Source organism: Actinomyces sp., assembly GCF_030530635.1.
Lineage (GTDB): Bacteria > Actinomycetota > Actinomycetes > Actinomycetales > Actinomycetaceae > Actinomyces.
This window is the reverse complement of the sequence record NZ_JAUMUL010000018.1, coordinates 17970-33436: the sequence shown is the minus strand read 5'-3', so window position 1 is coordinate 33436 and position 15467 is coordinate 17970. Positions and strand designations below refer to the sequence as shown.

At 68.3% G+C, this 15467-nt stretch carries 13 protein-coding genes; 6 read left to right on the top strand and 7 right to left on the bottom strand.

Going from position 1 to position 15467, the window contains the following annotated elements:
* Positions 1 to 145 precede the first annotated feature (145 nt).
* The 6 genes from Q4A20_RS06250 to Q4A20_RS06225 all read right to left on the bottom strand — a co-directional run bounded on the left by Q4A20_RS06250 (position 146) and on the right by Q4A20_RS06225 (position 7260).
* Positions 146 to 1045 (bottom strand): Sir2 silent information regulator family NAD-dependent deacetylase, encoded by a 900-nt coding sequence (locus Q4A20_RS06250; RefSeq protein WP_303121405.1) that lies wholly within the window; start codon positions 1043 to 1045, stop codon positions 146 to 148.
* A 103-nt stretch (positions 1046 to 1148) separates the two neighbouring features.
* Positions 1149 to 1952, bottom strand: a complete 804-nt coding sequence (locus Q4A20_RS06245) for a S9 family peptidase (protein WP_303121403.1) — start codon at positions 1950 to 1952, stop codon at positions 1149 to 1151.
* Between the two features lie 59 nt (positions 1953 to 2011).
* A complete protein-coding gene (locus tag Q4A20_RS06240) occupies positions 2012 to 2995 on the bottom strand; it encodes a DMT family transporter (RefSeq protein ID WP_303121401.1) in 984 nt (327 codons plus the stop codon).
* Complete coding sequence (locus tag Q4A20_RS06235; protein WP_303121400.1) at positions 2992 to 3489, bottom strand: methylated-DNA--[protein]-cysteine S-methyltransferase; 498 nt, start codon at positions 3487 to 3489, stop codon at positions 2992 to 2994. Before Q4A20_RS06235 ends, Q4A20_RS06240 begins: the two co-directional genes overlap by 4 nt.
* 279 nt (positions 3490 to 3768) lie before the next feature.
* Complete coding sequence (locus Q4A20_RS06230; protein WP_303121399.1) at positions 3769 to 4539, bottom strand: carboxymuconolactone decarboxylase family protein; 771 nt, start codon at positions 4537 to 4539, stop codon at positions 3769 to 3771.
* 270 nt (positions 4540 to 4809) lie between these two features.
* Positions 4810 to 7260, bottom strand: coding sequence for a glycoside hydrolase family 3 N-terminal domain-containing protein (locus Q4A20_RS06225; RefSeq protein WP_303121397.1), 2451 nt, complete (start codon positions 7258 to 7260; stop codon positions 4810 to 4812).
* 196 nt (positions 7261 to 7456) lie between these two features.
* Between Q4A20_RS06225 and Q4A20_RS06220 the strand changes: the two genes are divergently transcribed.
* The 3 genes from Q4A20_RS06220 to Q4A20_RS06210 all read left to right on the top strand — a co-directional run bounded on the left by Q4A20_RS06220 (position 7457) and on the right by Q4A20_RS06210 (position 10160).
* A complete protein-coding gene (locus Q4A20_RS06220) occupies positions 7457 to 7903 on the top strand; it encodes a MarR family winged helix-turn-helix transcriptional regulator (protein WP_303121395.1) in 447 nt (148 codons plus the stop codon).
* 5 nt (positions 7904 to 7908) lie between these two features.
* A complete protein-coding gene (locus Q4A20_RS06215) occupies positions 7909 to 9294 on the top strand; it encodes an MATE family efflux transporter (protein ID WP_303121393.1) in 1386 nt (461 codons plus the stop codon).
* Between the two features lie 242 nt (positions 9295 to 9536).
* Complete coding sequence (locus Q4A20_RS06210) at positions 9537 to 10160, top strand: helix-turn-helix transcriptional regulator (protein WP_303121391.1); 624 nt, start codon at positions 9537 to 9539, stop codon at positions 10158 to 10160.
* Between the two features lie 1143 nt (positions 10161 to 11303).
* On the opposite strand, the gene Q4A20_RS06205 is transcribed toward Q4A20_RS06210, so the two are convergent.
* Positions 11304 to 12152, bottom strand: coding sequence for a LysR family transcriptional regulator (locus tag Q4A20_RS06205; RefSeq protein WP_303121390.1), 849 nt, complete (start codon positions 12150 to 12152; stop codon positions 11304 to 11306).
* Between the two features lie 139 nt (positions 12153 to 12291).
* On the opposite strand from Q4A20_RS06205, the gene Q4A20_RS06200 reads away from it, so the two are divergent.
* The 3 genes from Q4A20_RS06200 (at position 12292) to Q4A20_RS06190 (ending at position 15402) form a co-directional block, all read left to right on the top strand.
* The gene (locus Q4A20_RS06200) at positions 12292 to 13170 is read left to right on the top strand and encodes an aldo/keto reductase (RefSeq protein WP_303121389.1); all 879 of its coding nucleotides are present in this window, start codon (positions 12292 to 12294) and stop codon (positions 13168 to 13170) included.
* Between the two features lie 89 nt (positions 13171 to 13259).
* Entirely contained in the window at positions 13260 to 14147 is an 888-nt protein-coding gene (locus tag Q4A20_RS06195) for an aldo/keto reductase (protein ID WP_303121387.1), read from the top strand.
* Positions 14148 to 14391: 244 nt separating this feature from the next.
* Entirely contained in the window at positions 14392 to 15402 is a 1011-nt protein-coding gene (locus Q4A20_RS06190; RefSeq protein ID WP_303121385.1) for an alpha/beta hydrolase, read from the top strand.
* Positions 15403 to 15467: the final 65 nt, after the last annotated feature.

Here is a 15467-nt window from a genome sequence, read left to right as displayed (position 1 = left end):
CGGGGGTTGAGCACAGAAGCCTATGTCCTCTTCCTGGGAGTTCCAACAAGCCCCCGCCACCCCCGCCGAGGTCGGTAGATCTTACGTACCGAGGTCGGTAGATCTTACGTACCGAGGTCGGCAGATATGGCGTGCAGCCCCGAACTCAGCCCAGCCGCTCGCGCAGGGCGGACAGGGCGGCGCCCAGGTCGGCGTCGATGAGGATGGAGCGGTCGGCGGTCTCGCGGGGCGTGCCCGGCTCCAGCGACAGCGCCGCATAGGTGGCCTCGGGGTTGGCGTGCACGCGCCGCCAGAAGGGGTACTTGATGATGCCGGGCGTGTTCATGCCCACGCCGAGCTCGAGGTGGAGCACACGCCCGGTCCGGTGCGCGCCGGCCCAGGCTACGTAGCGCTCGGCGGCGGCGTACCAGCCGGCGTCCTGCACGAAGGTGTCGTCCGCGCGCAGGTTGGTGGTCAAGGGCTCCCCGCACCGCGGGCAGGTGGGCAGCAGGTGTGTGGGCACGCGCATCGGGGTGCCGAGGGCGGCTCCGGCCCGCTCGGCGGCGTCCATGGCGACTACGGCGTCGTGGTTGTCATAGGTGTCCTGGCTGCAGGGCGCGGAGCACTGGAACAGGCCGTAGTCGCCCTGCGTGTAGAACAGTCGGTTCTTGGGGAAACCGGAGTTCTGGAAGCGGTGGTCGACGTTGGTGGTCAGGACGAAGAAGTCGCGCCCGTCCATCAGGGCGTGCAGGTCGCGGTAGACGGCGCCGGGCCCGGACTCGTAGCGCTGGAGGAGGATGTTGCGCGCCCAGAAGGCCCACTTCTCCTCCGGCGTGGGGAAGGGGTAGAAGCCGCCGGAGTAGGCGTCGGTGATGCAGCGGGCGGCGTGGAAGTCGGCGAAGCGCGCCTCGAACGCCGGGCCCGCGTGCGCGTCGCCGTCGGCGACCGACAGCCCGGCGCCGGCGCCGACGAGGACGGCGTCCGCGCCGGTCAGCGCCTCGGCGAGGCGGTCGATACGGGCCAGATTGACGGCGTCGAGCGGCGGAGACGGCGGGGTGGTAGTCACCCGGGCGATTATGTCGATTCGAGGCATTCGAGGCAAGGGCACAGCCCACAGCCGTGTATCCTGGCCAACACCGCCCCGCGCGCACCGGCCGGCGACATCCGCTTCAGTCCTCCAGAACCCCAACCCAGGCCAGGAAGTCCACGGTCCGCCCCACCGCCGTCTCGTAGTTCGCGTCCCCGAAGCCGTGCCCCGCGCCCGGGATGCGCTCCAGGCGGGCGTCAGGGAGGGTGCGGGTGGCCACCTGGGAAACGGCGAGCGGTACGTCGTCGTCCGCATCGCCGTGCACCAGCAGCACCGGGGAGCGGTAGCTGCGCATGGCGGCCTCCACGTCCCGGTTCCACAGGTCGCGGGCGAAGTCGCGTCCGAGGATGATGTCGCGACCGTCGACGCGGGAGGTGAAGGTCTCCGGCACCGCGGCGAGTCTCCCGAAGCGGCGTCGCACCGAGGCGGGGGCCGCAAGCGCCGGGTACCACAGAGCCAGTGCGGCGATCTGTGCCGGGTGTTGGGCGGCCGCAAGCATCGCCACCAGCCCGCCCTGGCTACGGCCGAACAGGGCGGTGCGGGCGGCGTCGACGAAGGGCCAGGTGCGGGCGGCCTCCAACACGGCTTCCAGGTCTGCGAGCTCGGTGGCGACGGTCATGGCGGTGGTGGGGCCCGCCGTCGGGGCCCCTCCCCCGCGGAAACTGGGAGCAATGGCGACGGCGCCCGCGGCGGCCAGGCGCTGGGCGATCTGCGCCACGCGCAACCCGGACTCCCCGAGCCCGTGGCAGCACACCACCAGTGGGGCTTGCACCCGCCCGGCCGCGGCGGTGCGGGGCACGTATGCCAGGGCGTGGACGAGCCCGCCCGGGTCAATGCCTGTGGCGGGAACCCGCGCGGTCAGCTCCCGGGCGAGGTAGTCGTGCATGCGCGGGGGCGCTCCTTACGTGTTCGGCTGTGGGTGGAGGCGAAGATCCAGGCCCGGCCTCAGTCGTCGGGCTCGGGCATGACCAGCCAGGTGCCTAGCAGCATCAGGCCGAGTGCCAGCAGGAAGGTCAGGCCCGGGGCCTGCCGGAAGAGCGCCCACGCCAGGATCACACCGACGAAGGGCGCCACCGAGTAGAAGGCACTAGTGCGCGCCGCCCCGAGTCCGCGCTGCGCCATCACGTAAAGGGTGATGGACAGCCCGTAGGCGAGGAATCCGAGCAGCAGGCAGCCGCCGAGGGGCCTGGTCTGGGGCAGTCTCTCGCCCGCCGCCAGCGCCACCGCCATGGCGCCGCAGCCGGAGCCGAAGCCCTTGACGATCACGATCTGCACGGGGTCCTTGTGTGCGATGCGGTTCGTGCAGTTGTTCTCCAGCCCCCAGCAGCTGGCGGCGGCAAGCACGAGCAGCGAGCCGACGGAGAAGGACAGGGCCCCGGCGTAATCCACCGTGAGCAGCACGCACGCGGCGGTTATGACCACGATCCCCAGCGTCAGCCGGCGGCTGGGACGCTCCTTGAACAGGACGAAGGCGATGACTGCGGTGGCGACGATCTCGAAGTTGTTCAGCAGGGAGACGTTTGCGGCCTGGGCCCGGTCCAACCCGAACATGAGCAGCAGTGGAGCCGCAATATCGAGGACGACCATCGCCACCACGAAGGGCAGGTCCGCGCGCTCCAGTGGCGCCGCCCGCGGGGCCGTCGTGCCGATGCGGCTGCGCAGCAGGGCGATCAGGCTCATGCCGGCGCCGGCACCGAGGTACAGGAGGGCGGCGAGCACTCCGGGGGCGACGTCGTCCAGCAGCAGCTTGGACACGGGGGTGGACAGGGCGTACAGGAGGGCGGCGAGCAGCGCGTAGGCCACATAGCGGCCGCGCGCCGCACCCCCACCGCCGGGTTGGGCGGGCGTGGTTGGTCGCTTCCGGCGCGCGACATCGGGACCGCCCAACGCCTCGCGGTGAGACGGCGGGGCGGGGTGTTGTTCGCTCACGCGACCATAATGCCTTCCAGCCGCAGCAGGGCGGCCTTGCGGTCGGGACCACCTGCGTACCCGGTCAGGGCGCCGTTGGCGCCGAGCACGCGGTGGCAGGGCACGAGGATGCTGACCGGGTTGCGGCCGACGGCGGAGCCGACGGCGCGGGCGGAGGTGGGGCGACCGGTCGCGGCGGCGAGGTCGGCGGCGATGCGCCCGTAGGTGGTGGTCTGCCCGCGCGGGATGGTGCGCAGCCGGTCCCAGACGCGTCGTTGGAAGTCGGTGCCGCCGGGCGCCAGGGCGGGGGTCGGGCCCGGGTCCTCGCCGGTGAAGTAGCGTTCCAGCCAGGCCCGGGCGGCCGCCAGAGCGGCGGGCTCATCCGGGTCGCCCGCGGTCACGGGCCGGGCGTCGTCGGCGAGTCCGGTGCGGTCGTGGCGCTGCCCGTCGAACCAGGCGCCGACGACGGCCCCGCAGTCGGGCAGCCCCTCCCCCGCGGCGACGGCGAGCGTCATGGGGCCCAGTTGAGAGTCGAAAGTGCAGAGGTAATTCGTGGCCGGTGACACGGCCTCTGACTGTACTCGCGTCCCCACGTCCGCCGGTAGCGGCCCGAGGGTGTCATCTTCCCTGGCGCCCGGTCGTACACCTCCGCGGCACCGGGGCCAGACGGCTTACCTTCGCCATGCACTTGTCCCACCGCACCCTCAAACCGGGAGAACCGTTACGCCGACCGACCTCGGCACGTAACTTCTACCGACCTCGGCGGTGGGGCGCTACGCAGGGCGGCGGTCACCTCACCGGTAGGCCTCCGAGGAGGCGTTGGGGTCGTAGTTCGCCACCAGTACCAGGCCGGTCAGGGCGTAGGGGCCGCCGATGTAGGGCATGGCCTGCACCATGGCGGCGGCGACCTTCTGCCGGGTGTTGCCGGCCTTGATCGCGCCGGCCACGTGCGGCGTCAGCTGGGTGGCGGCACCGATGGCGGCGATGGCCACCAGGCTGATGATCTCCCGCTCGGCCACGCTCAGCACCCCGCGGGACTCGACCTCGCCGAAGCCGATGCCGGTCAGCAGGTGCGGCACCTGCGTATCGAAGGGCTCGGGCAGCTTGGCGAAGACGGCCTTGACCTCGTCTCCGTACAGCGGAATCTGGATGGCGGCCCCGGCCTCATCCCGGTCGGCATAGTCGACCGTGGCGGCGCTCGGCAGGGGCAGCTCGACGCCGCGCTCGGTGAGTACCTCGTTGAGCACGCCGATAGCATTGAGGGTCTTGGGGTAGCCGATGTAGGGCTGGCACTGGTAGATGACCTCGCGCAGCTGCACGGGAGTGGCGCCGACATTGAGGGCGGCGGCCGCGTGTGCGCGCAGCTGCGGCAGGGTCTGCATGGAGGCCAGGCAGGTCACGGTGATCAGCTCGCGCTCGACGTCGGTGAGGATGCCGACGGAGAAGACCTCACCGAAGATGTGGTTCTGCAGGGTCTCCATGAGCTCGGGGTCGGTGGGGCTGGGCTCGGGGGCGGAGCCGAACAGGCGGGTGAAGGTCTCGATCGCCTCGGGGGTCAGTGCCACGGTGTCTCCTTGTGCTTGTGGTTGGCGCTTGGTGCTGGCGGTTGTCGGCTTGTGTCTCTGGGTCCGGTTGCGGGCGGCCGGGCCGCCGGGCGGGGCCACCTGGGCCGCCCCGGTCGGTCGGGGACGTCGGTGGCGGGCGACGGCGTCGTCGTCGGGCCCGATCATGATCCTGCCACCGCCCGGGCCCCGCCCGGCGCCGGTACGCGGCGTCAGACGGGGCCCAATGATGCCTGGCAGATTAGGGCCCGAGCAGGCAGAGCGCGGAGGGGCTCAGACCTCCGGGGCGGGGGCGACGTCACCCAGTAGGTGAGCCATGCGCACCACCCGGGCGGCCTGCTTCTCGAGCTCGGCGCGGGTCAGCGTCACGGCCGCGCCCTCGCCGCGCAGGGCCGCCAGAATGTCCTGCCGGTCGGCCTCACAGCCGGGCATGAACAGCTCGTTGCCGGCCTTCACGGTGGCCGAGGCGGTGGCGCGCGGGTACTTCAGGTCCGTGCGGGCCATGGAGTCGACCACCCAGTCGGTCATCACCAGGCCCTCAAAGCCCCACTCCTCGCGCAGAATGGTCTCCAGCAGGTCGGCCGACTCGGAGGTGTGCACACCATTGATCAGGTTGTAGGAGGTCATGAGCGCGTGGGGCTGGGCCTCAAGGATAACGATCTCGAAGCTGCGCAGGTACAGGTCGCGTGCGGCCCGCTGGGAGATGTGGCTGTTGGAGTTCAAGCGGTTCGTCTCCTGATTGTTGAAGGCGAAGTGCTTGACGGTTACGGCCCGCCCCGCGTGGGCCTGGACACCGCGGGTGATGCCGGCGGCCACGCGCCCGGCCAGCAGCGGGTCCTCAGACATGTACTCGAAGTTGCGTCCGCACAGGATGGTGCGGTGCAGGTTGAAGGCCGGGGCCAGCCACAGGTGGGCGCCGAAGTGGTCCATCTCCGCGCCGACCAGGTCGCCATAGGCGGCGGCCAGCTCGGGGTTCCAGGACTGTGCGATGGCCGTGCCGATCGGAATGGCGGTGGCGTACTGCTCGTAAGTGCGCTCCGGCGTGCGCGGCGCGGGGGTCGCGTCACCGCCGAGGGCGGCAATGGACTCATCGTCCATGAGTTCGGCGAACAGGCCGCCCAAGGCCTCACCGAGCGCGAAGGGCCCATTGGCGTCCACACCCACCTGGGGCGACAGGCGCAGGCCGGCGGGGCCGTCGGGCATGACCAGCGAGGGCAGCCCCTCGAAGCGGGTGGTGGTCTGACCGGCGGCGCCGACGAGTGCCTGTGAGGCCTGGCCGATGATGGACTGCTTCTCGGCGTCGTCGCTGTAGTCACCCAGGACGATGTATGACAGTTCGTCGTCGGAAAGGGTCTTCACATATTCGAGGGCGTCGGTGAGGTCAACGGGGACCTGGGTGTCCTCGCGGCGCAGGTCGGCGGCGGCCACAGTCAGCCGCGGGAGGTCGGCGGGCACCTCGACGGCGACCGGTGCGGCCGGCTTGAAGTCGGTGAAGCCGGTGTCTCCCAAGGCGTTGTGGAGCTGGCGGACGATCGCCGTCTCCGGCAGTTCGACGACGGCGGCGGGCACCGTGTTGCGACTGGAGACACCCACGCGCACGACGTAGTCGCCTGCCTCCAGAACGGTGGCGGCCTTGGCGGCGTCGTAGGAGGCGATGTCAGTCAAGTCGAAGGTCACGGTGACGTCTTCGGAAGCACCTGCGGCGAGCTCGCCGGTCTTGGTGAAGCCTGCCAGGACCTGGTAGGGCTGGTCGAGGTCACCGGCGGGCACGGACACGTAGACCTGGACGACCTCCTTGCCGGCGGTGGCGCCAGAGTTGGTGACGGCGGTCTTGACAGTGACCTCAGAGCCGGAGACGCCGACTTCGGGGGCGCCGACCGTGAAGGTGGTGTAGCCCAGGCCGAAGCCGAAGGGGAAGATCGGGGCGGTACCCACTGAGTCGAAGTAGCGGTAGCCCACGTAGACACCCTCGCGGTAGTGGGTATCGTCCGGGTCACCGAAGTCGCCCTCGGTGGAGTAGTCCTCCCAGGCGGCCCAGGTGGTGGACAGCTTGCCGGAGGGGTAGCTCTTACCGAGCAGAACGTCGGCGAAGGCATCACCGATCGCGGCACCCAGCTGGGAGAGCAGGAGGATGTTGTTCACGTCCTTGACCGGCGTCAGATCGACGACGCCGCCGACGTTGAGCACCAGCAGGAACTTCTCGAACTTTGCGGCAAGCGCGGTAATGTCGCGGATCTCGGAGTCGGTGAGTTTGACGTCGCCGGCCTCGGGGCGGCGGTCATTGCCCTCGCCGGAGTCGCGGGCGACGACATAGACGGCAGCCTCACCATCGCCGTCAAGCGGGAGGTCGAAGGCCGGTGCGGGCTCGACGGCACCCATGCCGAAGAAGACGGCCGGCTGGCCCGCCGCCTTGGCCCGGGCCTTGAGGTCCGCGACGAAAGTCTTGTGGTTCTCCTCGGCGACGCCGTCGTAGGCGTCGAGCCAGGACTTGGTGGTGACGGTGAAGCCGGCGTTCTCGAGGCCTTCCTCAAGGGAGACCACGTGGCGGGAGTTGACGTCGCCACTGCCGGTGCCGCCCTTGATGGTGCGCCGCGCGCCGGCCCCATACAGGGCAAGGCGACCGGGCGCAGCGAGGGGGAAGGATCCGTCGGTCTTGAGTAGCACCATGGATTCAGGTGCCCCCGTGCGCACCGTTGCCAGGTGGTCAATCTCATACTGGTTCATGTTCTGCTCCACTGTGAGCCCCTTCTGTCAGGCCAGGTTGTATGCGTGCTCACCGGAGAGCACCGCCGACCACAATCCTACCGCTCGGTCCATTGTTTGTGAAGAGAGGAGTCGCGGGCACCACACAGAAGGAATCAGCCATTCATGTACGATGTACGATGTCCGAAATCGGACTTACGAACCAGTGAGGAGCCGCATGACCACCGATCTGATGGAGCTGCAACAGGCGATCAACGCCATGGTCAAACGCACCGAGGATGCCTATCACCGAGCCGCGCGGGCGGCGGGGCTGTCAGACGCCGCCTTCGACATCCTCTACGCGCTGCGCATCGCCGGGGAGGGTTGCTCACAGAGCCGGCTGAGCGAGCTGTGCTTCACCCGCAAGCAGACGGTCAACTCCGCCATCAAACGGATGCAGGAGGACGGCACGGTGCGCCTGGAGTCCGGGCCCGGCCGAGCCACCCACGTCTACCTGACCGAGCAGGGCCACACACTGATCGCCGAGCACGTCATTCCCGTGATCAATGCCGAGTTGACTGCTCTGGCCTGCATGCCCGCGCAGGCACGCGCCGCACTGTCCGCCGCCCTGTCCGAGTACACGCACGCCCTGATTGAGGAACTCGACGCCATCGGAGGCATTTGAGATCCATGGACATGTCACGTCACTTCGGCGCATGCGCCCTCTTGCGCTTCACGCTGCCCTCCATCGCAATGATGATCTTCACCTCGGTGTACGGGGTGGTGGACGGCCTGTTCGTCGCGAACTTCGCCGGCACGACGGCACTGGCCGCCGTTACGCTGATCATGCCGTTCGTCATCATCCTGGGCACTCTTGGCTTCATGATGGGTTCGGGAGGCAGTGAACTCATCGCCCACACCCGCGGCCGCGGTCACGGCGACCTGGCCAATCGGTACTTCTCCATGATCGTCTACGTGACGTTGGGCGCCGGTATCGCACTGGCACTCCTCGGGGCAGTGCTCATGCGGCCGGTCGCCCAACTGCTGGGGGCATCCGGCCAACTGCTGGATCTGTGTGTACTGTACGGGCGGATCCTGATGATCTCACTTCCGGCCTACATGCTACAGTACGCCTTTCAGACCTTCGCCTCCACCGCGGGCAGGCCCCGGCTCGGCCTGTACGTGACCCTCGCGGCCGGAATGACCAACATGGTGCTGGACCTGCTGTTTGTAGGCATCCTCGGGTGGGGTGTGGCCGGAGCGGCCTGGGCCACCGTCGCCTCGGAACTCATCGGCGGTCTAGTACCACTGATCTGGTTCGCCCGCCCCAACAGCAGCCCCCTGCGTTTGGGCCGCCCGACCAAGAAGCTGGCCGCACTGGTCCGGGTCTGTGTCAACGGTTCCTCTGAGATGATGGCCGCGGTGGCGATCTCGGTGGTGAGCATCGTCTACAACCTGCAGTTGCTGAAGTACATCGGCCAGGACGGGGTTGCCGCCTACGGCGTGGTCATGTACATCAGCATGATCTTCACCGCGGTATTCGCAGGGTTCTGCATGGGTGCGGCCCCGCTGATGAGCTATCAGCACGGCGCCGCCAATGATGTGGAGAAGCGCAGCCTGATGCGCACGTCATTGACCATCCTCGGCGTGGCCGGGGCGTTGATGCTGCTCATCTCCCAGCTGCTCGCACACCCGTTGGCCCGCATCTTCACCGGCTACGACCACGATCTCATGCAGCTGACCGAAACCGCACTGCGTATCTTCTCGATCGCTTTCCTCCCCATGGGCGTGAGCACATACGGCTCGTCCTTGTTCACAGCCCTCGGCAACGGCCTCGTCTCGGCGGCCCTGGCAGCGGGGCGTACCCTCGGCCTGGAGGTCGGCGCGGTACTACTGCTCCCACTGCTGTTCGGCCCTACGGGGATCTGGGCCTCGATCATCGTTGCGGAGACGATGGCGGCACTGGCAGTGGGCCTGCTCATCATGTGGCTGGGACCCCGGTACGGACTCCGCGACCGCACAACCGCCCCCGCGGCGCAGATTAACAAACCCGTGCCAAACGCCCTGGCGTCCTGATCCTCCAACCGCGAGAGACAACATGAACAGCGCCCGCCGGCTCGCCAACTCAACCTGCGGTTGAGCCGGCGGGTGCGGGCGGACCCACTTACGAATTCCGTGCTCAACGGACACGTGCTACCGCTCCGCCAGCCAGACCCGCCATCATCATGATCGCGACGCCGACAGGCGTGCCGCCGAATCCGGCGAAGACCAACGCGCAGCAGATCAGGCGCAAACACCTCGAAAGTAGGCTAATGCACATGAAGCACACGGTAGGGCGCAACATCTCCAGGCTACGGCTCTCACGTGGCATGACTCAGGAGCAGCTCGCGAAGCGAATGGGCGTCACCCCGCAGGCGGTCAGCAAGTGGGAGAACGACTTGAACTACCCGGACGTGGCCACGCTGCCCGCCCTGGCGGCACTGCTCGGCACAAGCGTCGATGCATTGTTGACGGTGCCGAACGATGGCGCTGTGCCTGCCGCCGGCCCGACGCCGTCGCCAACATCTCCCCCGCCGGCTCCATCTCCTATTTCCGCCCCTTCGGTGCGGTCACCCGAACCAGCCGCCTCCACCGACTTCGCCCTGGTACGCCCCGAGCCCGTCGTAGAGCAGCAGCGGTCCCGCAGTATGGCCGGGCGCAGCCTCCACATCCAGGTCCGGGGTCCACAGGACAATGTCAACCTGGCCTTCCCCATGCAGGCGATCTCCGCCTTGGCGGGCATCATCGCCACCGTGCCGCACGTACGCACTGCCGTCGCAGCCCGGGACATCGACCTCGACGCGATACTGACAACCTCCTTCAGCGCGTTGAGCAGCAATGGCCCCAGCACCCTGATTGACGTCACCGATGATGAGGATCACGTGCGCATCTGGGTGGACTAGCCCGGCACCTGAACCTATCTTCCGCCATGATTCGTCGGTGCCATTGGATGGGTTCAAAATGTCCAAAACCATCATAAACGAGCCAGCCACACCGAGAGAACCACTGGAATCATGCGGTTGTGGAGCCGGATCGTAGCGCCGAATCCGACGTTTGCGCCGATTTCGGACATTCTTCGGCCTCGTCGGCCAAGCGACCGGGCCGCAGCACCACTTCAACCGATCTCGGCACGTAACTTGGCTCTTCTGGTTTGTGGGCGATGGTGGTTCGGGTTAGGGCTGCGATGCAGTGGTCGTTGTCTGGCGGGGAAGGTCGTGTTCGGGTCGGCGAGGTCGTACTCGTGCGCACATGGTCATACTCGGGCGGTCGGGCGAGGTCGTTCTGGGGCTTGGGAGGACGTCTTCGGGCCTACGAGGTCGTATTCGACTACCCCACGCCGGTCGAATACGACCTCATCCGCCCCAAACCCTCCACATTCGGGAGGGTTTCGGGCTGAAAAGGACGTGTTCGCCGATCCCGGGACGTTTTCGGGTAGATGAGGTCGTCTTGGCCGAACCCGGGACGTTCTCGGGCCGACGAGGACGTTCTCGAGCTCGTGGCCGTTGGCAGTTGACGACTCGTTGGAATCACCTGGATCAAGCAGTTCCCGGGTCACGGTGGCGGCCATCGACGGCGCCGGCCAGTGATTCCACTGACTCCAGCACTTCTAATGCCACGCCCCAGGCACCCCCGGGCGCGAACCTGGCCGCCGCAGGGGGGAGCAAGCTTTGCGCGTACTCACTCGTACGCCCCGCAGAACGCTGCGTGACGCTTCATCACGAACCACGACGGTTCGGCAGTTAGCACCAACGATTCGGCATTGAACCGCGACGGATCGTGGAGTAGACGCACGAACCGTCGTCGGGACGCGCGAACCCTCACACAAAGGGACGAACCGCCGCACCCGATCCACCGCGCCCCACCATCGCCCACCGAGATTCGCTTCGACCCATCCCGCTCCCACCCGCCCATCGCACCTCCCGGAACACGCACACAACCGGCAATCCAGACACACCAACCCTCAACCCGCCACACCCCCAAATCGGAAGATCCCGTAACTTCTACCGATCTCGGCGGTGGGAGCGGTGGGAGCGGCGGGAAGCGACTCAGCCGACCCGGCCGCGCACCCAGTCGAAGACATCCGTGGCCTCACTGCGACCGCCCGGGCGCAGCAGCAGGTAGAAGGTGGCGTGCGCCATGGCATCCCGGATGGGGGCGACCGCGCGGTCCGAGGCGAGTGCCGACAGTGCTGGCGCGTCGGAGATGAAGTGGGGCAGCGGCGAACTCTTGACCAGCTGCTCGAAGACGCCGCGGTCCTCCTGCACCACGAACTGGGAGTGGGGCAGGTAGCGGTCGCAGCGCTCCCGCCAGAAGCCGATATCAGCCAGGAGCAGGAAGGTCTCCCCGTCCAGTTCCGCGGTCGTCACCTGCTCGCGGTCCGCGAGCGCATGCCCAACGGGCAGAGCGACGGACAGGTTCTCCACCATGAGCCAGGCCGAACGCACGGTCGGCAGCGGATGGGGACGCAGCGAGATGCCCAGGTCCAACTCGCCGCTCACAACACCCTCCTCGACCTCCACCCTGCTGAGGCTCTGCGAGGTGAGCACCAGGCCGGGGAAGCGCTCGATGATCAGTGAGGTCAGCCGCCACAGGGGCGCGGGGGCGACCGTGCCGACGCGCAGGGCCCGGGTGCGGCGGGCGACGTCATCAAGAGCGGTGCGCAGAGCCTGCTCCTCGCGCAGAAGCCGCCCGGCATGCTCCAGAGCCACACGGCCCGCCTCTTTGAGCACCAGGCGCCGCCCCGGACGGTCGAAGAGCGGCTGGCCGAGCTCTGCCTCCAGCCGCTGCAGCGAGCGACTGAGGGCCGGCTGAGACAAGTGCAGGGTGCGTGCGGCGGCACGGAGGGTGCCCTCGCGCGCGATCGCCTCCAGCTGGCGCAGCTGCTCGAAATCCACCAGTCCTCTCCCCCTGCTTATGCGCTTGACGCATCAAGAGTTCCGATATTGGCATTTTACATCCGCACCCCTGGGGTGAAAACTTATGCACAGCGGGACGGCATTGAGCTGGTCCCGAAGCAAGTCCCAGGAGCACACCATGACCACCATCCCGTCCTTCACCATGAACAACGGCAGCGACATCCCGGCGCTGGGCTACGGCGTCTTCCAGATGACCTCAGACCAGGTGCGCGAGCACCTGCCGCAGGCCCTAGAGCTCGGCTACCGACACATCGACACGGCCAACGCCTACTTCAACGAGGTCGCCGTCGGCCAGGTGGTGCGCGATGCGATCGCCGCCGGCACCGTGAAGCGTGAGGACCTGTTCATCACCACCAAGTTGTTCCCGCAGTCCTATCCCTATGAGCAGGCCGTCAAGGACATCGACGCCACCCTGGAGCGCCTGGGCCTGGACTACGTTGATCTGCTGCTGTTCCACCAGCCCTACGGCGAGTACACCTCCGGCTGGAAGGCCATGGAGGAGGCCGTGGCCGCGGGCAAGGTGCGCTCCATCGGCCTGTCCAACTTCCCCATCGCCAAGTTCCAGGAGGTCCTGGACGTCGCCAGCATCAAGCCGGCCGTCAACCAGGTGGAGGCCCACCCACGCTGGAACCAGCACGAGCTGAAGGCGCAGATGGACCGGGCCGCCGGGACCGAGGTCTTGGTGGAGGCCTGGTACCCGCTCGGCCACGGCGACAAGAGCCTGCTGGAAGAGCCCGCGATCACTGCCGCCGCGCAGCGGACGGGCGCCACTGCTGCCCAGGTGATCCTGGCCTGGCACCTGGCGGAGAAGAACATCACCTTCCCCAAGACCCTCAACCCCGCCCACATGGCAGACAACCTCGCCGCCCTCGACGTGAAGTTGACGGAGGCGGAAATCGCTGCGATCAACGAGATCCCGCAGGCCCCCTACTACGTGGTCCCGGATGAGCCGCCCGCCTTCACGACGACGGTCATGGACTACTCCCAGCAGGCCTGACCCGTCCGAGCCTGGCCGGTCGCCACGGCGTCGGCCGGCCGCCGAATTCGGCACCCAACGACTCAAGACCCGCATCAGGAGAGAAACCCATGACCACCACCGTCCCCACCAAGACCCTCAACAACGGCGTCGAGATGCCCGTGCTCGGCTACGGCGTCTTCCAGACCCCGCCCGATGAGACCGAGCGCTGCGTGAGCGAGGCCCTCGAGGTCGGCTACCGGCTCATCGACACCGCCCAGGCCTACGGCAACGAGGAGGGCGTCGGCGCGGCCGTCGCGAAGAGCGGCCTGCCGCGCGAGGAGGTGTTCATCACCTCCAAGATCTGGGTGTCCAACATGAACTACGAGCGCGCCACCGCCTCCATCGACGAGTCGCTGGAAAAGCTCGGCACCGACCACATTGACCTGATGCTGCTGCACCAGGCGATGGGCGACTACCCGGGCGCCTACCGGGCCATGGAGGACGCCTACAAGGTCGGCAAGCTGCGCGCCATCGGCGTGTCCAACTTCTACCCCGAGCGCCTGGTGGATGTGGCCGCACTGGCCGAGATCACGCCGGCCGTCAACCAGATCGAGACGCACCCCTTCCGCCAGGCCGACGCCGCGCACGCGGTCATGGCCGAACTCGGCGTGGTGCACGAGGCGTGGGCGCCCTTCGCCGAGGGGCAGAACAACATCTTCGCCAACCCGGTCCTCGCCGAGATCGGCGCCAAGTACGGCAAGAAGCCCGGCCAGGTGATCCTGCGGGCCCTGATCCAGAAGGACGTCGTGGTCATCCCGAAGTCCACGCACCGCAACCGCATGGAGGAGAACTTCGACGTCTTCGACTTCGAACTGACCGAGGAGGACCTGGCGACCTTCTCCGCCCTGGACGACGGCACGCTGCCGCGCATCTTCGACCACTACGACCCGAAGGTCGTGGGCTGGCTGCTGCGCGACATGGTCAAGCAGCAGATCGGCGGCGGCTCGCTGTACTGAACGCGTTGCGCAGCGCACCGGGGTGCATGACGACGAACGCCGCTGATGCTGAAGCGCCGAGGACTTTGCCGCACCGCCGCAACCGTGGTGGCCGCACTGGCGGCCGCCACGGGCTGCTCGCGCACGACGCCGTCGACCGCGCGAACGGCGGCGGCCCGCGCGACGGATACGACAGGCGCAGAAGGTGACTGGGCCGTGAACAGCAGCACACTCATCGCGGACGTCATCGACAACCCGCTGTTGGATGACTACGGGCGCTTCCTGCACCGTCGAGGGGACGGTCGCGACGGCGACGGTCGCCCCGGCCCTCAGCCAGTGTCTGTTCCTGTGGGAGGAGACGGGCGCACCCGCCACCACTACGGCGAGCGGCTCGGGTTACGACCCCGCCGGTTTCCGCCCCACGGTGACGAGTGTGCCCGCGGCCGGGGACACGGCCAGGGGTGCCGTGCTGCTGTGCGCCGGCGGCGCCTTCGCCCTGCGCGGGGACAACTCCGACTGCGACCCGACCGCCGCAGAGCTTTCCGCACGCGGCTATCACTGCTTCGTGGTCGACTACCGGGTGCGGCCATACACGCAGGCCGAGGCCGGAGTGGACCTGGCCCGCGCCATCCGCTTCGTGCGCGCCCACGCCGACGACTACGGCCCGCCCAACCCGCAGCACATCGCCCTGGGCGGCTACTCCGCCGGCGGCATCCTGTGCGGGGAGACGATCCTGAACTGGTCGGGAAGCGCCTCCCCCGCCGAACTCGACGCCGACTACACGCCGGACGCGCTCGACTCCGTGAGCGCCGACGCCGCCGCGACGGCGATGATCTACTCCTTCTACGGGAGATTGTCGGTGGCCGAGTTCGCCCCGGACCGCCTGACCGGCGTGGTGCCGAGCTACTACTGCTACGGCACCCGCGACCCGTTCTACGACCAGTTCGAGGAGCAGGTGGAGGTCATGGCCGCCCGGGCGCCACGGTCCACGCCTGCGTGCTCGACGGCTGGCCCCACGGCTTCGGCGCCGAGGGCGGCTGGATCGAGGAGTACGACGACTTCATGCAGCAGGCCTTCGCGACCGCCTGACTGCCGTCATCCCCGCACTGTTGGAGGCCCTGGCCTATCGGCCGGAGGTATACATCAGCCTGATGACCTCCATCTACACCTCCCACCCGTCTGGCGAGTCCTGGGACTGGAAGCACCGCGCCGAGCGGACCGCGTCGAGCCCCTCTACTCCGAGTGCACGGCCGGCGACCAGACGGCCCAGACCTGATTGGGACCGCCTTCGGCGCGGGCGACCTGCCGGCCCTGCATCGGGGTCGGGGCCTGGAGCCAGCT